We start from the raw sequence: 19,661 nt of genomic DNA, 5'->3' as shown, positions 1-19,661 counted from the left end.
CCGCTCTGAGAAGATCAGACGATGCATTTCCAGGACATCATCACCAGCTTGAACCGGTTCTGGGCCGAGCAGGGATGCCTGTTGCTGCAGCCCTATGACACCGAAAAAGGCGCCGGCACGATGAGCCCCCACACGGTGCTGCGGGCGATCGGACCGGAACCCTGGGCGGTGGCCTATCCCGAGCCCTGCCGCCGTCCCACCGACGGCCGCTACGGCGACAATCCCAACCGGGCCCAGCACTACTTCCAGTACCAGGTGTTGATCAAGCCATCACCCGATGGCATCCAGGACACCTATCTGGCCTCGCTCGAAGCCCTTGGCATCCGCGCCGCTGACCACGACATCCGCTTTGTGGAAGACAACTGGGAATCGCCCACCCTCGGCGCCTGGGGCGTGGGCTGGGAGGTGTGGCTCGATGGCATGGAGGTCACCCAGTTCACCTATTTCCAGCAGTGCGGCGGCCTTGATTGCCGGCCGGTGTCGATCGAGATCACCTACGGCCTCGAGCGCCTCGCCATGTATCTCCAGGACGTGGAGAGTATCTGGGAGTTGAGCTGGAATGGCGAGCGCAGCTACGGCGATCTCTGGCTGGCCTCCGAGAAGGCCCAGTGCAGCTACAACTTCGAGGCCTCCAACCCCGAACGGCTGCAGCAGTTGTTTGCTCTCTATGAGGCCGAAGCCAGCGATCTGGCGGCGGCGGGCCTGCCGGCGCCGGCCCTCGATTACGTGCTCAAGTGCAGTCACACCTTCAACCTGCTCGAGGCCCGTGGCGTGATTTCGGTGACGGAGCGCACTGCCACGATCGCCCGGATCCGTCACCTCGCCCGCCAGGTGGCGGAGGGTTGGTTGGAGGAGCGGCGCCAGCTCGGCTTCCCCTTGCTGAAGGGGTGAAGGCTGGCCGGGTGAAACGCGTTCTGCTGAGCGTATTGCTGCTGGTTGGCGCTTTTGAGGCCGGCCGCTTCAGCGAGCGGGCGATCTGGCCCTGCCGGCTGCGGCCGGTCGCCGCCCTGGTGGCCCCGCTGCTGGGCGCCGACCTGCCCAGCCCCGAGCTCTGCGATCTGCTGCTGAAGCTGCCGAGCTTCTAAGCGTTTGGGCTGGGTTGAAGTTTTCACTGGGCTGAAGTGGGCATGGCTGGGGAACGCTGAAGGGTGCTCTTCCCTTCGGACGTTGGATGCCTCTGCTGACGGTGTCGCTGGCGCTGGCCGGCCTGGCCCTGGGTGTGCTGCCTCTGGAGGGGGCAGCAGGGGAGTGGCTGCGTGTTGTTGGCCTCCTGCTGGTGCTGGGGTTCAGCTGGTGGCGGGCCGGGCAGCTTGGGGCTGGACTGGCTGCGCGGCTGGCCCTGCTGCTGCTCGTGCCGGCCCTGCTGCTTTGGGGGGTGGTGCGCCAGCCCCAGCCCGGCCCCGCCGATCCGGTGCGGCTGCTGCCTGCCGCCCCCATGTCTGCAGTTCCTCAGCAAGTGCGATTGCGGGGCACCTTGGTCGCCGATCCCAGGCCGCGGGGTGATCAGGGCGGCTGCAGCGCCGTGCTTGAGCAGACCGGTGGCCGCACGGAACTGCTCTGGCGCCAGTGCCCCGCCGTTCAGCAGGGTTGGCGGCTGGAGGTGGATGGCCTGCTGCGCCGGCCGGCCAGCGGTCCCCATCCGTTGTTGAGTGGCCCGGCCGAGCGGCTGGCCCGCCAGGGGATCTGGAGCCAGCTGCGGCTGGAGGATCCCCCCACGGTGCTGGAGCGCCCCGCCCCGCCGATCGCGGAGGTGCGGCGGCGGATGGCGGCGGCCCTGCTGGCCTCCGGCGGCCCGGAACGCGGCGGGGTACTCGCTGCGCTGGTGCTCGGGAGTGCCGTGGTGCCCTTGCCCGCCGAGGTGCGCGAAGCCTTCCGGGCCGCCGGGCTTTCCCACGCCCTGGCGGCCTCGGGGTTCCACCTCACCGTGCTGCTCGGTGCGGTGATGGCCCTCGGGCGAAGGCTGCCGCGGCCACCTCGGGCGGCGCTGGCGATCGGCGCCATGCTCCTGTTCCTGCTGCTGGCCGGCCCCCAGCCCTCGGTGGTGCGGGCGGTGTTGATGGGGGGCGTCGCCTTTGCGGTGCTTGAAGGCGGTGGCCGCAGCCGGCCCCTGGGTGTGTTGCTGCTGAGCGTGCTGGTGATGCTGCTGGTGCGTCCGAACTGGCTGCTGGATGTGGGCTTCCAGCTCTCAGTGGCCGCCACGGCCGGCCTGATCCTCACCGCCTCCGACCTGGAGCAGGCCCTGCAGCGCTGGCTGCCGGCTGGGGAGGGGTCTGGCTGGATTGGTGCTGGCCTGGCGGTGCCGGTGGCGGCCTCGCTCTGGACCTTGCCACTGCAACTGCTCCACTTCGGTGTTGTCCCGCTGTATGCCGTTCCCGCCAACCTGGTGGTGGCACCGCTGCTGACCCCGCTCACGCTCGGGGCGATGGCGATGGCCCTCTGCGCCGTGACCCTGCCGGCGCTGCTGCCCCTGCTGGCCTGGCCGCTGGGGGCACTGTGCGGCCTGCTGCTGCTGCTGGTGCGCGGCTTTGCGGCCCTGCCGATGGCCCAGTGGCAGGTGGGCCGGCCGATTCCCTGGTTGGTGCTGCTGCTCTTCCTGTCGCTGCTGCCCTGGTTGCTGCAGGGGCAGCGCTGGCGCCGGCTGGGGCTGGCTGGCCTGGGCCTCACCCTGGCGTTGCACCTCTCGCTGCTGGGCGCCGACCGGCTGCTACTGGTGCATCAATGGGGGGGCGATCTGCTGCTGGCCCGCCACCGGGGTCGCGGCGCCCTGATCAGCCTTCGCGCCGATGGCCTCAGCTGCTCCAGCGCCGCCAGGTTGGCCACCGGCCTCGGCCTCAGCCGCTACGACTGGATTGCCCTGCTCGATCCAGTGGCGAGCGACGAGCACGCCTGCTGGCAGCAACAAAGCCCCCTGGTGCTGGCCGCCAGCGAAGGCCGAGCGCCCCTGCTGCCGGGTCAGCGGTTGGAGAGCCCAGGCCTGGCGCTCACGCCGTTGAGCGCCGACAGCCACGCCCACGTTTTAACGGTGGGCAGCCACCGCTGGCTGCTGCTGCCCGATCGCCAGTCTTTGCTGGCCTGGCAACAGCAGCTGGGTCCGGAGGCCGGTCCCGGCTCCGATCGCGCTGATGGCTGGAGCGGCACCTGGCTGGGTTTCCAGCCCTGGCCGCTTGAGCGGCAGGCCGTGGCAGCGGCGGCGCCCCGGCGCCTCTGGGTGAGTGGGGAATGGCCCGATGCACCCAGTGGCTGGCAAGCCAGTGGTGGCAGTGGAGCGCTCGATAGCCCCGCCGGCTGACGGCTCCGTAAACTCCAGATCTGCTCCACTCCGCCCTGTCGGCCGTGGACGCACAGGGAGAGGTGGCTGAGTGGTCGAAAGCGAACGACTCGAAATCGTTTGAAGGGAAACCTTCCGTGGGTTCGAATCCCACCCTCTCCGTTTCGATAGGTTCCCGAGACTGCCTAGAAGGCCTAAGGGAGCTCTGACCCTGGCGATCTCACACCTGTGATCATCTGGTTACCCCACCAGCTCAGGGCTGACCCACCACACACCTAGGCAAATCAGTAAACCTCTGGGTTCAGCTGATTGATACAGCCATGATTAAGGGCGCGGCGCCGGTTCAATGATCGCTTCCTTCTCCAGGTAAGCGATCACCTGGGCAACGGATTCCTCCAGGCTCTGAAGGCCGGTGGCCACCCGCAGTTCGGCGGCTTCAGGGGCTTCGTAGGGGCTGGAGATGCCCGTGAAGTCTTTGATCTGGCCGGCGCGGGCCTTGGCATAGAGGCCCTTGGGGTCGCGGCTTTCGCAGACATCGAGATCGGCGGCGCAATGAATCTCGATGAAATCCGCCGTTTCCACCAGGGAGCGGGCCTTGTCGCGATCAGAGCGGAAGGGCGACACGAAGGCGGTGAGCACGATCAGGCCGGCATCGAGAAACAATTTGGCCACTTCGCCGATGCGGCGAATGTTCTCTTCCCGATCGGCGTCGGAGAAACCCAGGTCCTGGCAGAGCCCGTGGCGGACGTTGTCACCATCGAGCACATAGGTGGCCAGGCCGCGGCTGAACAATTCGGCGTTGAGGGCGTTGGCCAGGGTGCTTTTACCGCTGCCGGAGAGGCCCGTGAGCCAGAGGATCGCGCTGCGATGGCCCCGTTGCTGAGCCCTGCTCTCGCGGGTGATCGAGGCTTGATGCCAGACGATGTTGGTGGCTTTTCCGCTGGGGCTTGGGGGCATGGGCTCGTCAGGGGAAGGGATGGATCAGGAAACGGATGGATCAAGAAGGGGCGGACTGGATCGCCCTGAACGGGATCGCGTTAGGCGTGACCGCCTTAAACAGGGAATGCCGGGTCGATCCGCGCCATCGCGGCCGCAGCGGCCTGGCAGAGATCGGCGTGGGAGCGGCCATGGCTGGCGATCAGGCAGCCGGCCTGACGGGAATCACCGGTGTTGTAGAGCAAGGGGCGACCATCGGCGTGGGTGAAGGCCCCGCCAGCGGCCAGCAGCACGGCTTCCGGCGCGGCCATGTCCCAATCTTTGGGGGCGGTGCGGCCCGAAAGGGAGACATACAGATCGGTTTCGCCCCGCAGGATCGCGCCAACCTTGCCGCCCACACTGCCGCGGGCGAGGCCCGCAGCCACCCCCAGCGAGCCCATCAGAAGCTCCAGGCGATCATCACGGTGGCTGCGACTGGTGACGGGGATCAACTCCCGCAAGTGTGCCCGGCTGCTGAAACGCACCGGCTGACGCTCCCCAGACGGCGACTCGCACCAGGCCTGGGACTCGCCTGGATCAGCAGCGACCACCCCGAACCAGAGCTGATCAAGCTCGGGAAGCAGCACCACCCCGAGGACGGGACGCTGCTGGTGGATCAAGGCGAGGTGAACGGCGTATTCGCCGGTGCCCTGCAGAAAATCCTTGGTGCCATCGAGAGGATCGAGGATCCAGAGCCACTCGGCATCGATCGGCTGGCCGGCGGGCCACTGGCTGGCCGTTTCCTCACTCAGCAGGGTCCAGGGTGCAATGGGAAAGGCTTTGCCAAGGCCGGTAAGCAGGTGATCATTGACCGCCAGATCGGCGGCTGAGACAGGCCCCTTGGGATTGTCATCGACCGAGAGCACGGCCGGGTAGCCGAAGGGGGGCTGCTCGCCGCGGGCATAGGCGCGCAGGATGGCGGCCGATTCCCAGGCCAGGCGTCGCAGCACCGCCAGCAGGACCTCGGGATCGATGCCGACGGGGAGCTGATCAGCTGGCCTCACGCAACACCTCCACCACGCTGCGGAAGGCGAACCATTCAGGAATTTCCTCCCCGGCCCGCAACATCTTGCGGAACTGGGTGCCGCTCAGTTTCTTGACATGCAGCCCACGTGCTTCGGCATGCTCGGCTGTCACGTAGCCCTCTTCTTCGGTATAGACGAGATTGAGGGAAGGGACCGTTTCCATGCCCAGTTCGCTGGCGTTGTCTCTGGCAAAGTCCTGGGCCTGGTAGGGGCCGTAGAAATCATCACCGCTAAGCGATGATTTGCAGCCGGCCATGTCGCGGCCGATGATGAAGTGGGTGCAGCCGTAGTTCTTGCGGATGATCATGTGCTGCAACGCTTCGCGGGGGCCGGCCATGTGCATGGCGTAGGGGAGATAGGCCCAGCGGATGCGCGGGTTGGCCACTTCGGCGGCCAGCCGTTCGTAGGTGGCAAAGCGCACAGCCCCGGCGATGTCGTCGTCCTGGGTGGGTCCACAGGTGGGGTGAACGAGCACCACGGCGGCTGCGCTCACGTTGCTGGCGTGCAGGGCGCGGGTGAACAGTTCGTAGTGGGCGCGGTGAATCGGGTTGCGGCACTGGAAGGCCACCACGTCCTGGTCGTTGGGCAAGCTGGCCCTCACCTCAGCAGGGGTCTGGCAGGGGAAGTCACGCTGGGGGAGTTCGAGGCCCTGCACGGCACCGCCCAGATAAAATCGGCCCCGTTCGCAGCAGATCATCCGCACGGCGGGATGCTCAATCGAGGTGGTGCCGTAGCAACCAGCCGCCTCGCGCACCTTGTCGGGCTCCCAGCGGCTTTCGACCGTCATCACAGCCAGGTCCTGGCCCCGGTAAGTGAGCAACAGCCGGTCCCCAACCGTGATGCTCTCATCGTCTGTATCCAGCACGATCGGCAGGCCGAAGAGCAGGCCTGAGCTGGTGCGGTGGCCGGCCACCACAGCGTGGTAATCGTCTTCGTGCATGAAGCCGCGCAGGGGGGAGAAGCCACCCACCACCAGCAGCTCCACGTCGCAGGCGTTGCGGTCTGAGCACTCCACCACCCGATCCACTCCCGCCTTGATCGCCTGGTGCTGCTCAGAGGCAGCCTGGAGATCAACCAGGCTGCCCCCGTGCGGGGTAATCAGGCCGGTCCTGGGCAGGTCGGCGGTGATGCGTTCAGCGGACATTCAGGTTCCAGGCGCGTGGATTGGAGCCATTGGTGCAACAGCCGGCTGATCTTATGTCTCTTCTGCCCACCCCTCCCTCCAGGTAAGGAAGCGCGATCACCAAGTCGGCGGTGGGGGTTCTGGTTGTGATCGGCCTCATGGTGGGACTACGCATCTAGGGCAGCCCGGGGGGGAATTCCAGGTCTGCTTGCGGTCCCCCGAATCCGAGGATTTCAGGGAGCTGATGGTGGCCGGGCAGCTCCAGAAACGGCGTGTAACTATGGGGGAATGTGAAGGGCGCGCCCGCTCATCAGACTTGGAGTCGCGCCAAAGTGGGCAATTCAGTCCCAATTATTTTGGTGGGATAGTGCATGGGTTCTACCTTGATCTTCTCGAGCAACTCCTCGACCTGATCAAGCCCCGGCCTTGATTTGGCAGAAACTCTGCTCAATCGTGCCAGCTTTTCCTCAATCACCTATTCTCCAAAGGAATGGCAGCGGGGCGCCCAGTCCTTGTGAATTTAAATGTAAAATGCTCTCTCCTTCTCAAGATAAGAGAATGTTGGGCGGAGCATCTTTTTGAAAGTCTGGTTGAATGCCCCGCTTGAACTTCATTCGTAAGGCTTTCCTGGATGATCCCGAGCTTGGTCTCTTGGCGCCTCCCAGATCCCTTGTGCCATCCACGGTTTTCTTGACAGAAAATATTGAAAATCTTGTGGAAATCTTCGAGGAATGGGAGATGGATGCTTAAAAATTTCTTGGCCATTTGTTTTTGGCCGGAAGCATGATGGCGGCTCACACTGTTGATTTGGCTCCCCTTCTGGAGATGGCGAAAGATCCTCAGTTTTTGCATATGAATCCGGTCGAACCGATGGCACTTTTGCCCATGCCATGGGACGGGTTGTTGGTGTCGTGATTCAAAACGAGGGCTACCGAGTTAGATCGCTGCCGGGTCACCCATCAGCCGCGGGGCAGTTCGCTCATCGATGGGCTCGTGTGGAAGAACAGAGCTTCGAGTTGCGAGGTAATCCATAGGGTTGGGTCCCAGCCTCAGCCCCTGCCCCGCGGCCGGCTGTCCCTTGAGGAGGGCTGGCTGCGCGAGGGAATGGTGCGGGAGGAGGCGCTGCGACGCGGCATCGACCCGCCGGGGCCTCCGGCTGATCTGCCGCCGCTACGACCGCCTCCCCCACGGCTGCCGCCCTTGCCGCGACCACCGCTGAGATCGAGGGGTGGCGCTGAGTGGATGGTGGGCTCGAAGCCCGGCACTTCCTGGCGGCGCAAGGGATTGCCGATCACCTTTTCGATCGCGCGCAGTAGTTCATGCTCTTCGGCGGCCACCAGCGAGAGGGCGTGGCCGCTCTGGCCGGCGCGGCCGGTCCGGCCGATCCGGTGCACATAATCTTCGGCGACGTTGGGCAGGTCCAGATTCACCACGTGGGGGAGCTGCTCGATGTCGAGGCCGCGGGCGGCCAGGTCGGTGGCCACCAGCACGCGCATCTCGCCTGTTTTGAAGCCGGCCAGGGCGCGGGTGCGGGCCCCCTGGCTCTTGTTGCCGTGGATGGCCATGGCGCTGATGCCTTCCTGACTGAGACGGTCGGCGAGCCGGTTGGCTCCGTGTTTGGTGCGCGAGAACACCAGCACCTGCTGCCAGTTGTTGCTGCGGATCAGGTGGCTGATCAGATCGCCTTTGCGGGCCATGTCGCAGGGGTGCATCACCTGCTCCACCAGCGGCGCCGCCCGGTTTTCAGGGGTGGCCTGCAGTTGCACGGGCTGGTGCAGCAGCCCGTGGGCCAACTTGCGGATCGAGGGGTTGAAGGTGGCAGAGAACAGCAGGTTCTGGCGTTTGGCCGGCAGCAGCGCCAGGATTTTCTGGATGTCGCGGATGAAGCCCATGTCGAGCATGCGATCGGCTTCATCGAGCACCAGGATTTCCAGACGATCGAAGCGGATCGCGTTCTGCTGGTACAGATCCATCAGCCGGCCGGGGGTGGCCACCAGCACGTCGGCGCCGCGGCGCAGCCGCTGCATCTGCGGGTTGATCTTGACACCGCCGAACACCACATCACTGCGCAGATCGAGGTATTGGCCGTACTCCCGCACGCTTTCGGCCACCTGGGCCGCCAGTTCGCGGGTGGGGGTCAGCACCAGGGAGCGCACCTGGTTGTTGCGGGCATGGGGCCCATGCCGGAGACGCTCCAGCATCGGCAGGGTGAACCCGGCCGTTTTGCCGGTGCCTGTCTGGGCGGCGGCCATCACATCATGACCGCCGAGCACGGCGGGAATCGACTGAACCTGAATCGGCGACGGGGTGGTGTAACCCTTGGCGGCGATCGCCTTGAGCAGCGGTTCAGAGAGGCCGAAGGCTGAAAAATCGACGACGGAGGGGGTGGGCGTACCGGTCTGCTCCTGTCCCGGAGCTGGGTGGGTCAGAACAGAAATCGGAAAAGTCCTCGCAAGAACTCCATTCTACGTGGGCAGAACTGAGATCATGTCCTGAGGGCCCCTCCCGTCGCTGTTTGGCTACCGCCATGAATCCAACCCTCTACAACCGGCTGCGTCAGGCGAGCCGGAGCGGCGAGCGCAGCTGGCGCCCTCCTCTGCGCCCCTGGCAGAAGATCACGGGACTGGCCAGCTGCGTCCAGGCGCCGGCTCAGGGCCCCCAGCTGATCAGTGCAGGGATCAAGCCGCCCATCCAACCAGCGATGGCAGAGGTTGTCGTTGAGGCGGTTTCCGGTTTTGGCAGTGGAATTCCGCCGGTCAGTGTGCCTACAGAAAGCGTTCTTGCTGCAAACTCTGCCGCATCAGAACTGGAGGCAAGCCGGAGAAGCATCGACAGGAAGGAATCAGGAGCCATCACCGTGGCTAATCCCGTCGCTAATCCGGCCAAGCCATCTGTGCTTCTCGCCCCTGGCCCTGCGTCGCCACCGCCAAGCTCCATTCACAAGGGGGTGGCGTTGCTGATCTGGATGGTGGTGGTGCTGCTCGATGGAGTGGTGGCCGCCGTGGCGCTGGCCCACAGTTGGCGGGAGGCCTGGCGAATGGCGAATGCCAACAGCCGAGCCAGAAGTGCAACGCCTCATCCTGGGCTGCCGAATCGGCTGCAGGCCGGTCTGACAACCTCCTGAGGGCCAGCTAACTCCCCTTGCCGGAGGCCACCGGCACCTTGCCCACGCCGAGTTCGCGCAGGTTCTGGATCAGGCCCTGCAGCACCTGCTTGGCATCGCCGAACACCATTGAGGTCTGGGGCAGCTCAAACAGGTCGTTGCGGATGCCGGCATAGCCCGAACCAAGGCTGCGCTTGACCACGAACACCGAGCGGGCCTGGTCGACCTCCAGCACGGGCATGCCGTACAGGGGGCTGGTCGGATCGCTCTTGGCGCGGGGGTTGACCACGTCGTTGGCGCCCAGAACGATCACCACGTCGGTGCGCGGAAAATCCGGGTTGATCACATCCATCTCGATCAGCTGGTCGTAGGGCACATCGGCCTCGGCCAGCAGCACGTTCATGTGGCCCGGCATCCGGCCCGCCACCGGGTGGATGGCGTAGCTGACGGCGACGCCGTGTTGTTCCAGCAGCCGGGCCAGCTCCTTGAGGCTGTGCTGGGCCTGGGCCACCGCCAGGCCATAGCCCGGCACGAACACGACCCGCTCGGCGGCCTCGAGGGTGAGGGCACACTCCTCGGGGCTGCAGGAGGTGACATTGGTATAGGTCTCTTTGCCTTCGCTGCCAGCCTCTGTGGGGCCGGCCACTCCGAGGGCGCCACCGAAGAGCACGGAGGTGAGCGAGCGGTTCATCGCCGTGCACATCACCTGGGTGAGGATCAGGCCGGCGGCCCCCACCATGGCGCCAGCCATGATCAGCAGTTCACTGCCCACCACGAAACCGGCGGCGGCGGCGGCCACGCCCGAATAGGAGTTGAGCAGGGAGATCACCACCGGCATGTCGGCACCGCCGACGGGCAGGGTCAGGCCCACGCCCAGCAGCAACGACAGAACGGTGAGCGGCACCAGCGCCAGCGTGAATCCCTTGAGCACGAAGCCGCAGCAGATCAGGCAGGCCACCGCCATCAGGATATTGATGGCATGGCGCTGGGGACGAAGCGTCCAGCGCGGCGTGCCGATCCATTCCTTGAGCTTGCCCACCGCCACCAGCGAACCGCTGCAGGTGATCGCCCCCACCAGCACCGACACCAGCACCGAGACCTGACCCAGCAGGTTGAGGCCGCCGGGCAGCTGCATGGCGCCGAGGGCGACCAGCAAGGAGGAGACGCCGCCGCAGCCGTTGAACAGGGCGACGGTTTCTGGCATGGAGGTCATGGCGACCCGGAAGGCCAGCAGGGCACCGAGGCCGCCGCCGACCGCCAGGCCGCCCAGCATCCAGGGCCAGCCCGCCAGCCCCTGCTGGGCCAGCAAGCCGACCACCGCCAGGGCCAGGGCCAGGGCCGCCAGACCGTTGGCCGTGCGGGCGGTGCGGATCTTGGCCAGGCCCTTGAGGCCGAGGGCCAGTAGCAGCACGGCGCCCAGTTCGATCGTCAGTTCGCCCATCAGCTGCTCTCTTTGCGTCGGAACATGGCCAGCATCCGGTCGGTGACAAGGAAGCCGCCGACCACGTTGAACAGGGCGAAGCCGAGCGCCACGGCACCCACCGCCCGCAGGGCGGGGCTGGCGGCCTGGCTGATCAGCGTCAGGGCGGCCAGCAGGGTGATGCCGCTGATCGCGTTCGCCCCCGACATCAACGGCGTGTGCAGCGTGGGCGGCACCTTGCCGATCAGCTCCAGGCCGAGCAGGCTGCCGAGCACGAGCACCCAGAGGGCTTGGGAAAGGCCGATCTCACCACTCATGCCACCACCTCCTCAAGCGAAGGCCAGAGGTCGGTGCGGCGGCATAGCCCGCCGTGGGTGATCAGGCAGGAGTCGAGCAAGGGATCCTCGGGGTTGAGTGTCAGGCCGTCATCGGCGAGCAGGGTTTCCAGCAGCGCCACCAGATTGCGGGAATAGAGGGCACTGGCGTGGTGAGGAACGGTGGAGGGCAGGTTGGAGGCGCCGATGATCCGCACCCCGCCGATCTCCACGGTGCAATCGGGCTGGCTGCCAGCGCAGTTGCCACCGCTTGACACCGCCAGATCCACCACCACAGCACCGGGCCGCAGGGCGGCCAGCATCTCCGTGGTGATCAGCAGCGGAGCGGGGCGTCCTGGCACCTGGGCGGTGGTGATCACCGCATCGGCCTCGGCCAGATGCAGGGTCAGCTGCTGGCGCTGCGCCTCCAGGAAGGAGGCACCCGCCTCGCGGGCATAGCCACCGCTCTCACCGGGAGCCTCGCGTTCGGGGGGATCGATGAAGCGGGCGCCGAGGGATTCCACCTGCTCCCTGGCGGCCGCCCGCACGTCAGACACCTTGACCACCGCGCCGAGGCGGCGGGCGGTGGCCACGGCCTGCAAGCCGGCCACCCCGGCGCCCAGCACCAGTACCTTGGCGGGCTGGACGGTGCCGGCCGCCGTCATCAGCATGGGGAAGAAGCGATCGAGTTCGGCGGCGGCCAGCAGCACGGCCTTATAGCCGGCGATGTTGGCCTGCGACGAGAGCACGTCCATCGACTGGGCGCGGCTGATGCGGGGCAGCAGCTCCAGGGCAATGGTCGAGACGCCACCGGCGCTCAAGCGCTCGATCAAGGCACGGTTGGCGTAGGGATCGAGCAGGCCGAGCAGCAGGGAGCCCGAGCGCAGCCGCTCGAGGCCGCCGCTGCCGCCATCGGATTCCGGCAGGGGGGGCTGCACGCAGAGGGCCACATCGGCCTGGCTCCAGCTTTCGGGGCAGCCCACCGGCACAACCGCAGCACCGCTCTGGCGGTAGGCGTCGTCGCTGAATCCAGCCGCCAGCCCGGCCCGCTCCTCCAGCGCCACCTCACAACCCTTGGCGAGCAGGCGGCGCACCGTCTCCGGCGAGGCGGCCACCCGCTGCTCCTGACTCCGTCGTTCCGCCGGGACCAGCACCCTGACCACGTATCCCTTCAACGAGCTGGCCTCTATTGACGGGCCCAGGGGTGTGGCAATGCAAGCGACTGGGGCGGCTTGTGTTCATGCCACCACATGGGAGCCGGCCCCGCCCTGTGTGACGAGCACTACCCCGCCAGCGCCAGGGCCTTCCTATCCAGGACAGACTTCCTTCCGCAGCATCCCGGCCATGACCTCCTTCACGATCACCCTGGACAACGGCAAAAGCTTCAGCTGTCCCGACGACCAGTACGTGCTCGATGCCGCCGAAGAGCAGGGCATCGACCTGCCCTATTCCTGCCGGGCCGGAGCCTGCAGCACCTGTGCCGGCAAGATTCTCTCGGGCAGCGTGGATCAATCCGATCAGAGCTTCCTCGATGACGATCAGATTGCCCAGGGCTACGCGTTGCTCTGTGTCAGCTATCCGATGAGTGATTGCAGGATCAAGCCGGGCGTTTCAGAGGATCTCTGAGCTCCTTGGCGCCAGCTTTTTTGCTCAGATCGCCTCAACGGGGCGATAACTGGGTTCCCAGGTGGCCTGATCCAGCCGTTCGATCGCTTGCTCGGGTGTTGTCGCCAGGCGGGCCAGGCCCGCTTGCACCGCCGCGATGGCTACGGCTTCAGCCACGGCTCTGGCCACCGCCGCCACCTCGCTGAGGTCGGGCATCAGCGGGGCCTCGGGATCCGTGCTGGCTGGGATGCGCTGAGCCAGGGCTTCAAGGCCGGCCACCACCATCGCCTCACTCACCTCGCGGGCGCCCACCGCCACGCAGGCGAAACCCAGTCCGGGGAACAGGAAGCAGTTGTTGCACTGACCGATCCGGCGCGACGTTCCCCCCACCTGCACCGGATCGAAGGGGCTGCCGGTGGCCACCAGGGCGCGCCCGCCGGTCCAGGCCAGCAGATCGCCGGGCCTGGCCTCAGCCAGATGGGTGGGGTTCGAAAGAGGCAGGATGATCGGCCGCTCCACCTGGGCGGCCATCGCCTCAACCACGACCTGATCGAAGGCTCCGGCCACCGTGGAGGTGCCGATCAGCACGGTGGGGTGCACCTGACGCACCACCTCCAGCAGTCCGATCCGGCCCTGAGGGTCCCGCCCGAAGCTGTCCTGCTCGGCCGCCGATCGCGCCAGCGGCGCGGCCATCGCTTGGATCGAGCTGAGCCCTTCCGCCAGCAGGCCGTCGCGATCGATCATCCAGAGACGCTGGCGGGCTTGTGCCTCTGAGAGGCCAGCGCGCTGGAGCAGGCCCACCAGCCCCTCGGCGATCCCACAGCCGGCAGTGCCGGCCCCGAACACCACGATCCGATGATCCTCAACGGCCATCCCGGCTCCGCGGGAGGCCGCCAGCACCACGGCCGTGGCCACGCCGCTGGTGCCCTGGATGTCGTCGTTGAAGCTGGGCAGCTGTGCGCGGTAGAGGTCGAGATTGCGGCGGGCGTTGCCGACGCCGAAATCCTCCCAATGCAACAGGGCGCCGGGAAAGGCGGCTTGAACGGCGGCCACGAAGGCGGCGATCACGGCGTCGTAGGCGCCGCCGCTCAGGCGCGGCTGGCGGCAGCCGGGGTAGAGGGGATCGTCGCGCAACTGCGGGTTGTCGGTGCCCACATCAAGCACCACCGGAAGCATGCGGCTGGGGTCAAGTCCGGCGCAGAGGGTATAGACAGCCAACTTGCCCTGGCAGATCTCAACGCCACCAATGCCTTGGTCGCCCAGGCCAAGAATGCCCTGGGCATCGGTGACCAGAATCAGATCGACCGGGCCCCGGGCCGACTGGCGCAGGATGGTGTCGAAGTGATCCTGGGCCTGGTGGTGGAGGTAAACGCCACCGGAGGGGCTGCGGAAATCCAGGCTGAAGCGCTGAATCGCCGCTCCCACCGTGGGGGTGTAGACGATCGGCAGCAGGGCGTCGATGTGGTCGGCGAGAAAGCGGTGGAAGAGGGTGGCATTGCTGGCCCTGAGCACCTGGGCGAAGCGATATTTCTCCAGATCGGCCGAGAGATCGTTGAAGGCATGCCAGACCCTGGCCACCTGCTGCTCCAGGGTTTCCACCGCCAGCGGCAGCAATCCGTCGAGCCCCAGCGCCTGGCGCTCCTCGCGGCTGAAGGCCGTGCCTTTGTTGAGGTGGGGATCGGCCAGCAGCTGATGACCTCGCAGCTGGGTCTGCAGGGTGTCCATCAAAAAATGCTCTGCCGGGCTCTGTAGTGGCGAAGCGCCAGCGTAGGAGGCGAAGTTCTCTGGCCCGTTCTCAACCTGCGTTGACGGCCTCGCAGGCAAATGAATACTGAGCGCCGCTATTGAGCAGGAAACGGGGATGGGCCGGGTCCTCCAGGCCCCAGAACCACTTGCCATCGGTGTACTGGGGTGGGCCGGCGTCATTGCTGCGCGGCAACTGCAAACTCACCTCGCGCCAGCGCAGCACCGCGAACGCCCCGGGGATGGTGCCGGCTGAAACATTCCCCACCAGCGGATCATCGACGGGGCCGCTGTCGTAACGGGCGGCGAGCAAATCCCCATCGCAGCGGTAGTCGAGCTCCACCACCTGCCCCCAGGCCGGGCTGGCCAGGCCGGCGCACAGACCAAGGCAGAGCACGACGGCAACCAGGGCGCTCCAGCCGTTAGGCCAGCTCCAACGGTTCAGCCGGGGTTGCAGGTTCCGCTGGTGTTGCAGGTTTGGCCGGATCTGCTGAATCGAGCTACGGGGAGAAGCCATCGTGAGCAGGCATCGTGGTCGGCAGTGAGGCGATTCTGGCCACGGATCCAGCGGGCTGCCAGCGGGCTGTATTGGCTTCCCGTCTCAGCGATTCAGGCGACGCATCTGCCAGGTCAGCAGGGTGCCCAGGGGGCTCCAGAGCAGGTAGGGCACCAGCAGCACGGCCGCCAGGCCTGAACTGGAGGCCACCAGGACCGTGAGCGCCACGCCCCAGACCCAGCCGGCGAAGCCGACGGCCGTGCCTGCGGTGAGCGAGCGGGTGCGGCAGATCAGCCAGGTGTAGCTCTGGACCAGCAGCAACAGCACCAGGTAGCCGGCCATCGCCCACCAGCCACTACCGGCCCGCCAGCTGATCAGGGCGGAGGCATAGAAGCAGGCGTAGATCGCCAGCCAGATCAAGGGGATCAGGCGCTCGAATGTCAGCCAGGCCGGCCGGCGCAGCTGCAGAAACCACTGGAAATCCTCGCGGCTGGGGTTCAGCGCCAGGCTGACGCCAACCTGGACCAGAAGCAGGATCAGCCAGGCAGGCATGGCGGCTCAGCGAGGAATAGGAATGGGCCTGATTCAATCGTCATGATGGCTGGGGTCCTCCGCCCGCCGCCAGAGCGCCAGCCCCCCTCCCTTTCCCCGGGCAGCCAACCAGACGGTTTCAGCTTCAGAGCCAGAGTCAGTCCCAGACCCTGTGGCGATCAAGGCGAAAAATGGGCTGGAGGCCGTGCCGGGTGCGGCCAGGGGACGATCAAGCCAGCAGCGACGTCCGAAGCGAACCTGTAGCCGCTCGAAGCGGAACCGGAGCAGCGGGCGTTTGCCTTCGAGCCAGGCGTGGCCCTGGAAACGCAGCTCCAGGGCCCCGATCCCAACCATGTTGGCGATCTGGAATGGCGCCGCTGGTTCAGGATCATCAGGATCGCTGCTCGGGCTGACCAGGGTCAGGCTGGCCCCCAGGCTGCGCAGGATGGCTGCGCTGATCGCGGCGGGTTGGCTGGACGTGCGCGGCCAGACCTTCTGCAGCAGCCAGGTGCCAACCAGATCGGGGGCTGCGATGCCGCTCCCCTTGCGGCGGCTGATCCGTTCACGCTCGAGCAGCTCGGCACCATCGGGCCACGCCGGTAACGCCCGAGCAGGCACCGGTTCAAGGGCCGAAGAGTCTGCTGGCTCGCTCATTCCTGGCGGGCGCGCTTGGTGGCCAGACCCGCCTCAACCGCGGTGACCACGGCTACCAGCAGCAGACCGGCCAGGCCGATCCGTTGGTTCTGTTGTTCTGCCGCCAGGGTGGCTTCGCCTGCCAGCACGGCGCCGAGCACGAACCAGGAGGTGGTGATCAGCGAGCAGATCCAGTAAGCCTTCCAGCGGCGTTGGTAGATGTAGCCGGTGCCAAGACCCGGAACCAGGTTGAGCAGCACCGCCACCCAGCCGGCGGAACTGGCGATCAGGTCTTTGGAGCTGGGGGGCGTGGAGGCTGGCATCGGGATCAGGCCGGAAGCGGGCTTCAACTCTGGCGGAGCGGACAGGCGGCCGATCCCCCAGCCGGGCCGTGTGACGATCTGTGGGCGTAACGGCCGACCATTTCTAGGCTGATCGGGTAAGTGAACTGTGATCGAGGAACGGCCATGCGTACCCAGGATCGAGAGCAACACGACAATCTCTACGCTGAGGAAGGAACCATCCAGGCTGGCGAAAGCAGGGCCGATGCCCAGTCCCATGCGATCTGGGCGGTCGCGGCCATCGCCTTGATGGTGGCTGTTCTCGGCATTTCTCTGATTCTCACCTAGGCGCGGCGTGTGCCCCTACAGCTGGTTGATGGCTGCCGGAGTGCTCGTTGGCCTCCAGCCTGCCCCTGCACCTGGCGATGCCGCTGAGTTCCGTGACTGCGGGGCGTTGCGAGCGGAGTATCAACACCTGTTCGCTGAGGCCATCTCAGCGGAGGTTGAGCTGCTCTCGGCAACCCGCCGGCGCCTCTGCCCGGATCTCGAACCACCTCGAGAAGGCGGTGCCAACTTGAGAGGCCCCGATCAGGAACTCGATATCGGTGGCCTGCTCGCCTGTCGTCAGCAGGCGGAACGGGCTGTCCAGGCCGCCAGCCCCCTTCTTTTCACAGCCCAAGGGGGCTTTCGCTTCTTCACCCCGAGCGGCGCCAGCCAGGCCCGCGCCGCGCAACGGCTGCTGGCCCAGTTGGAGCAGCAGGGCTGCTCCCGCGACAGCTTCTGAAGGTCGCCTGCAAAACCTCGCGATCTGTTCAGGGCCCTGGCCTGTTGCCGATCGCTCAAGCCTTGCCGCTCAGAGCTGGAAATGCTGCTGGCAGAAAGCCACTCCCTGAGACGGGGGCCAGCGCAGGGTTCGAGGTGCCAGCCTGCCCGGAGTTCCCCTTGGCGCGCGCGCCCGGCTTTCCTCCTGCTGATGCCCCACGCCACCTTTGATCGTGATCCTGGAGCGCTTGATCGAGACCCTGGAGCGCTGCGCGATCCCCAGTTGATCCGGGAATTGATGCCGATCTGGGAGTGGTTCTACCGCCATTACTTCCACGTTCAAACCAGCGGCTGGGAGCACATCCCGCGCCGGGGGCAGCTGCTGCTGGTGGGCTCCCACAACGGTGGCCTGGCCACCCCCGACCTGCCGATGTTTTTGTACGACTGGTTCAGGCGGTTCGGATATAAGCGCCAGGTGTACGGACTCGCCCACGCCAAGGTCTGGCAGACCTATGCGCCGATGGCCCAGCTGGCAGCGCGGGTGGGTGCGATTCCCTTCTATCCCAGAAATGCCCTGGCGATCCTGGATCAGGGCCACAGCCTGCTGGTGTATCCGGGAGGCGGTCACGACGCCTTTCGCCCCCATCGTGACCGTGGCCAGATTCATTTCGGCGGCCGCACCGGCTTCCTGCGCCTGGCCCTCTGGCATTCCCTGCCGATCATTCCACTGATTTCCTGGGGCAGCCACGACACCCTGATCGTGCTCGACGATTGCTACACAAGGGTCCAGCGATTACATGCCCTGGGTCTGCCCTGGCTGTTGGGAATCGATCCCGAAGTGTTTCCGATCTACCTCGGCCTGCCCTGGGGAATCGCTTTCGGCCCTCTGCCCAATATCCCCCTGCCGGCACAAATTCACACCCGTGTCTGCCCGCCGATCCTGTTCGGGCGAACCGGCCACGCCGCCAGCCGTGATCGCCCCTATGTGGAGGCCTGCTATCAGCGCGTGGTGCAGGAAATGCAGCTGGAACTTGATCGATTGGCGGAGGAGGCTTCAAGATGAACGGGGGCACTGCATGCAAAGCCAGGCAGTATCCATTCGAAGGTGGTATTTAAATTGAGCAGTTCAGCAGGCGTGAGGCCAGCAAAAAGTGGGTCGAAATTCTTCGAATGCTTCGATGAAAGAAGGTTTAACTGTTCTGAGCATGGACCAAGCCATGCTCCACCACTCCCAATCTGTTCCCCCGATAGTTTGCCCTTTTTCGAACTTTATCGCACCAACTTTGACTTTTCAGGAACCATTTTAGCGTATTCTTCAGGCCCTCTTCAAAACTGTGGCTTGAAGTCCATCCTAATTCGTCACTGATTTTGCTGGGATCGATCGCATATCGACGATCATGACCGGGCCTATCAGTGACAGGTGTAATCAGGTTGGAGTGAGCAGCTTTGCTGGGTAGAAGTTCATCAAGTAAGAGGCAGATCGCCTCCACAACCTGTTTGTTGGTGCGCTCGCCATGCCCGCCCACGCAATAGCTCTGGCCAAGGCGTCCTTTTGTGGCTGAGAGCAGCAGAGCATCAACGTGATCTTCTACATACAGCCAATCGCGGATGTTCGCACCATCTCCATACAACGGAATGGGTTCACCCGCGACTGCCTTGAGGATCACGACGGGGATCAATTTTTCGGGAAATTGCCACGGCCCATAATTATTGCTGCAATTGGTGAGAACAACAGGCAGGCCATAGGTGTGATGCCAGGCACTCACCAAGTGATCACTGGCAGCCTTGCTGGCGGAGTAGGGAGAGCGTGGATCGTAGGGAGTGGTTTCAGAAAAGCGACCTGTTTCCCCCAGGGACCCGAACACTTCATCCGTGCTGATGTGATGCAATCGGAACTGTTCTTTTCTTTCACCACCGAGGCGATCCCAATGTCCTCTGATGGCTTGCAACAAATTGAAGGTTCCTGTCACATTGCTGGCAATGAAATCACCTGGTCCTTCGATGGAACGATCCACGTGGCTCTCTGCTGCTAGATGCATGACAAGATCGGGGTCAGCCTGGCGAATGGCCGCTTCCAATGCCTCTGCATTCGTGAGATCTACCTGCAACAGTTGATGGCGCTCTTCACTGGCTTCGCCTGCTTCCCTCAGCACGCCTTCGATGCTGCTCAAGTCACTGGCGTAACCCATCTTGTCGAGATTGAATACCGTGGCCGTGCTCTCGCGTAACAGCCGCCGCACCACGGCTCCACCGATGAAGCCGGCGCCACCAGTCACCAAGATCCGTTGGCGGCCTTCCAGCAACTCAGCGATTTCTGGGGTTGTCGTCTGCTGATGATCCATGGGCCTGTGGGTGGTGTGTTGGGTGATCTCCTGAAGGATG

Annotated in this window: 21 protein-coding genes and 1 tRNA gene; 9 read left to right on the top strand and 13 right to left on the bottom strand. The window is 65.4% G+C overall.

Annotated features, from left to right (window positions below; translation table 11 throughout):
• Positions 1-21: 21 nt before the first annotated feature.
• The 4 genes from glyQ (at position 22) to BM449_RS03755 (ending at position 3,430) form a co-directional block, all read left to right on the top strand.
• Positions 22-891 (top strand): glycine--tRNA ligase subunit alpha, encoded by an 870-nt coding sequence (gene glyQ / locus BM449_RS03770; RefSeq protein ID WP_071800120.1) that lies wholly within the window; start codon positions 22-24, stop codon positions 889-891.
• 11 nt (positions 892-902) lie between these two features.
• Positions 903-1,085, top strand: a complete 183-nt coding sequence (locus BM449_RS03765; RefSeq protein WP_071801942.1) for a hypothetical protein — start codon at positions 903-905, stop codon at positions 1,083-1,085.
• Between the two features lie 86 nt (positions 1,086-1,171).
• A complete protein-coding gene (locus BM449_RS03760) occupies positions 1,172-3,289 on the top strand; it encodes a ComEC/Rec2 family competence protein (RefSeq protein ID WP_071800119.1) in 2,118 nt (705 codons plus the stop codon).
• A 56-nt stretch (positions 3,290-3,345) separates the two neighbouring features.
• Positions 3,346-3,430, top strand: a tRNA-Ser gene (locus BM449_RS03755).
• Positions 3,431-3,592: 162 nt separating this feature from the next.
• On the opposite strand, the gene cysC is transcribed toward BM449_RS03755, so the two are convergent.
• The 4 genes from cysC to BM449_RS03730 all read right to left on the bottom strand — a co-directional run bounded on the left by cysC (position 3,593) and on the right by BM449_RS03730 (position 8,721).
• Positions 3,593-4,225, bottom strand: a complete 633-nt coding sequence (cysC, locus tag BM449_RS03750) for an adenylyl-sulfate kinase (RefSeq protein ID WP_071800118.1) — start codon at positions 4,223-4,225, stop codon at positions 3,593-3,595.
• Between the two features lie 95 nt (positions 4,226-4,320).
• Entirely contained in the window at positions 4,321-5,247 is a 927-nt protein-coding gene (locus BM449_RS03745; protein ID WP_071800117.1) for a 3'(2'),5'-bisphosphate nucleotidase CysQ, read from the bottom strand.
• Positions 5,234-6,412, bottom strand: coding sequence for a sulfate adenylyltransferase (gene sat / locus BM449_RS03740; protein WP_071800116.1), 1,179 nt, complete (start codon positions 6,410-6,412; stop codon positions 5,234-5,236). Before sat ends, BM449_RS03745 begins: the two co-directional genes overlap by 14 nt.
• A 1,028-nt stretch (positions 6,413-7,440) precedes the next feature.
• A complete protein-coding gene (locus BM449_RS03730) occupies positions 7,441-8,721 on the bottom strand; it encodes a DEAD/DEAH box helicase (RefSeq protein WP_120352752.1) in 1,281 nt (426 codons plus the stop codon).
• Positions 8,722-8,918: 197 nt separating this feature from the next.
• On the opposite strand from BM449_RS03730, the gene BM449_RS03725 reads away from it, so the two are divergent.
• A complete protein-coding gene (locus tag BM449_RS03725) occupies positions 8,919-9,515 on the top strand; it encodes a hypothetical protein (RefSeq protein WP_071800113.1) in 597 nt (198 codons plus the stop codon).
• A 7-nt stretch (positions 9,516-9,522) separates the two neighbouring features.
• Here the strand turns inward: BM449_RS03725 and BM449_RS03720 are convergent, their stop codons facing one another.
• From BM449_RS03720 to BM449_RS03710, 3 genes are read right to left on the bottom strand one after another with little or no spacing between them, the layout of a single operon-like run.
• Positions 9,523-10,935 carry an NAD(P)(+) transhydrogenase (Re/Si-specific) subunit beta gene (locus tag BM449_RS03720; RefSeq protein ID WP_071800112.1) on the bottom strand — a complete coding sequence of 471 codons (1,413 nt, stop codon included), beginning with the start codon at positions 10,933-10,935 and terminating at the stop codon, positions 9,523-9,525.
• Positions 10,935-11,231, bottom strand: a complete 297-nt coding sequence (locus BM449_RS03715) for an NAD(P) transhydrogenase subunit alpha (protein ID WP_071800111.1) — start codon at positions 11,229-11,231, stop codon at positions 10,935-10,937. Before BM449_RS03715 ends, BM449_RS03720 begins: the two co-directional genes overlap by 1 nt.
• Positions 11,228-12,403, bottom strand: a complete 1,176-nt coding sequence (locus BM449_RS03710; RefSeq protein WP_233831046.1) for an NAD(P) transhydrogenase subunit alpha — start codon at positions 12,401-12,403, stop codon at positions 11,228-11,230. The genes BM449_RS03715 and BM449_RS03710 overlap by 4 nt, the downstream gene beginning before the upstream one ends.
• 169 nt (positions 12,404-12,572) lie before the next feature.
• Between BM449_RS03710 and BM449_RS03705 the strand changes: the two genes are divergently transcribed.
• Positions 12,573-12,854 carry a 2Fe-2S iron-sulfur cluster-binding protein gene (locus BM449_RS03705; RefSeq protein WP_071800110.1) on the top strand — a complete coding sequence of 94 codons (282 nt, stop codon included), beginning with the start codon at positions 12,573-12,575 and terminating at the stop codon, positions 12,852-12,854.
• Between the two features lie 24 nt (positions 12,855-12,878).
• On the opposite strand, the gene BM449_RS03700 is transcribed toward BM449_RS03705, so the two are convergent.
• The 5 genes from BM449_RS03700 to BM449_RS03680 form a co-directional block, all read right to left on the bottom strand.
• Positions 12,879-14,558 (bottom strand): NAD-dependent malic enzyme, encoded by a 1,680-nt coding sequence (locus BM449_RS03700; protein ID WP_071801940.1) that lies wholly within the window; start codon positions 14,556-14,558, stop codon positions 12,879-12,881.
• Positions 14,559-14,628: 70 nt separating this feature from the next.
• On the bottom strand, positions 14,629-15,093 hold the full coding sequence (locus BM449_RS03695; protein WP_233831044.1) for a hypothetical protein: 465 nt from the start codon (positions 15,091-15,093) through the stop codon (positions 14,629-14,631).
• A gap of 84 nt (positions 15,094-15,177) precedes the next feature.
• Positions 15,178-15,624, bottom strand: coding sequence for a tryptophan-rich sensory protein (locus BM449_RS03690; protein ID WP_071800109.1), 447 nt, complete (start codon positions 15,622-15,624; stop codon positions 15,178-15,180).
• Positions 15,625-15,657: 33 nt separating this feature from the next.
• Positions 15,658-16,257 (bottom strand): hypothetical protein, encoded by a 600-nt coding sequence (locus BM449_RS03685; protein ID WP_233831041.1) that lies wholly within the window; start codon positions 16,255-16,257, stop codon positions 15,658-15,660.
• On the bottom strand, positions 16,254-16,559 hold the full coding sequence (locus tag BM449_RS03680) for a hypothetical protein (RefSeq protein ID WP_071801937.1): 306 nt from the start codon (positions 16,557-16,559) through the stop codon (positions 16,254-16,256). The genes BM449_RS03685 and BM449_RS03680 overlap by 4 nt, the downstream gene beginning before the upstream one ends.
• Positions 16,560-16,703: 144 nt before the next feature.
• On the opposite strand from BM449_RS03680, the gene BM449_RS14920 reads away from it, so the two are divergent.
• The 3 genes from BM449_RS14920 (at position 16,704) to BM449_RS03670 (ending at position 18,342) form a co-directional block, all read left to right on the top strand.
• Positions 16,704-16,865 carry a hypothetical protein gene (locus BM449_RS14920; protein WP_162922841.1) on the top strand — a complete coding sequence of 54 codons (162 nt, stop codon included), beginning with the start codon at positions 16,704-16,706 and terminating at the stop codon, positions 16,863-16,865.
• 7 nt (positions 16,866-16,872) lie between these two features.
• The gene (locus BM449_RS03675; RefSeq protein ID WP_162922840.1) at positions 16,873-17,301 is read left to right on the top strand and encodes a hypothetical protein; all 429 of its coding nucleotides are present in this window, start codon (positions 16,873-16,875) and stop codon (positions 17,299-17,301) included.
• A 189-nt stretch (positions 17,302-17,490) separates the two neighbouring features.
• Complete coding sequence (locus tag BM449_RS03670; protein WP_071800107.1) at positions 17,491-18,342, top strand: lysophospholipid acyltransferase family protein; 852 nt, start codon at positions 17,491-17,493, stop codon at positions 18,340-18,342.
• Between the two features lie 127 nt (positions 18,343-18,469).
• Here the strand turns inward: BM449_RS03670 and rfbB are convergent, their stop codons facing one another.
• Complete coding sequence (rfbB, locus tag BM449_RS03665; protein WP_071800106.1) at positions 18,470-19,621, bottom strand: dTDP-glucose 4,6-dehydratase; 1,152 nt, start codon at positions 19,619-19,621, stop codon at positions 18,470-18,472.
• Between the last annotated feature and the right edge of the window lie 40 nt (positions 19,622-19,661).

This window comes from Synechococcus sp. SynAce01 (genome assembly GCF_001885215.1).
Classification (GTDB): domain Bacteria; phylum Cyanobacteriota; class Cyanobacteriia; order PCC-6307; family Cyanobiaceae; genus Regnicoccus; species Regnicoccus frigidus.
This window is presented reverse-complemented; position numbering and strand designations above follow the sequence as displayed.

What these genes read in the sequence shown, in the direction of transcription:
- glyQ (WP_071800120.1), top strand. Translation starts at nt 22, where the DNA reads ATGCATTTCCAGGACATCATCACCAGCTTGAACCGGTTCTGGGCCGAG.
- BM449_RS03760 (WP_071800119.1), top strand. Translation starts at nt 1,172, where the DNA reads ATGCCTCTGCTGACGGTGTCGCTGGCGCTGGCCGGCCTGGCCCTGGGT.
- cysC (WP_071800118.1), bottom strand. Translation starts at nt 4,225, where the DNA reads ATGCCCCCAAGCCCCAGCGGAAAAGCCACCAACATCGTCTGGCATCAA.
- sat (WP_071800116.1), bottom strand. Translation starts at nt 6,412, where the DNA reads ATGTCCGCTGAACGCATCACCGCCGACCTGCCCAGGACCGGCCTGATT.
- BM449_RS03725 (WP_071800113.1), top strand. Translation starts at nt 8,919, where the DNA reads ATGAATCCAACCCTCTACAACCGGCTGCGTCAGGCGAGCCGGAGCGGC.
- BM449_RS03720 (WP_071800112.1), bottom strand. Translation starts at nt 10,935, where the DNA reads ATGGGCGAACTGACGATCGAACTGGGCGCCGTGCTGCTACTGGCCCTC.
- BM449_RS03715 (WP_071800111.1), bottom strand. Translation starts at nt 11,231, where the DNA reads ATGAGTGGTGAGATCGGCCTTTCCCAAGCCCTCTGGGTGCTCGTGCTC.
- BM449_RS03705 (WP_071800110.1), top strand. Translation starts at nt 12,573, where the DNA reads ATGACCTCCTTCACGATCACCCTGGACAACGGCAAAAGCTTCAGCTGT.
- BM449_RS03700 (WP_071801940.1), bottom strand. Translation starts at nt 14,558, where the DNA reads ATGGACACCCTGCAGACCCAGCTGCGAGGTCATCAGCTGCTGGCCGAT.
- BM449_RS03695 (WP_233831044.1), bottom strand. Translation starts at nt 15,093, where the DNA reads ATGGCTTCTCCCCGTAGCTCGATTCAGCAGATCCGGCCAAACCTGCAA.
- BM449_RS03690 (WP_071800109.1), bottom strand. Translation starts at nt 15,624, where the DNA reads ATGCCTGCCTGGCTGATCCTGCTTCTGGTCCAGGTTGGCGTCAGCCTG.
- BM449_RS03685 (WP_233831041.1), bottom strand. Translation starts at nt 16,257, where the DNA reads ATGAGCGAGCCAGCAGACTCTTCGGCCCTTGAACCGGTGCCTGCTCGG.
- BM449_RS03680 (WP_071801937.1), bottom strand. Translation starts at nt 16,559, where the DNA reads ATGCCAGCCTCCACGCCCCCCAGCTCCAAAGACCTGATCGCCAGTTCC.
- BM449_RS14920 (WP_162922841.1), top strand. Translation starts at nt 16,704, where the DNA reads ATGCGTACCCAGGATCGAGAGCAACACGACAATCTCTACGCTGAGGAA.
- BM449_RS03670 (WP_071800107.1), top strand. Translation starts at nt 17,491, where the DNA reads ATGCCCCACGCCACCTTTGATCGTGATCCTGGAGCGCTTGATCGAGAC.
- rfbB (WP_071800106.1), bottom strand. Translation starts at nt 19,621, where the DNA reads ATGGATCATCAGCAGACGACAACCCCAGAAATCGCTGAGTTGCTGGAA.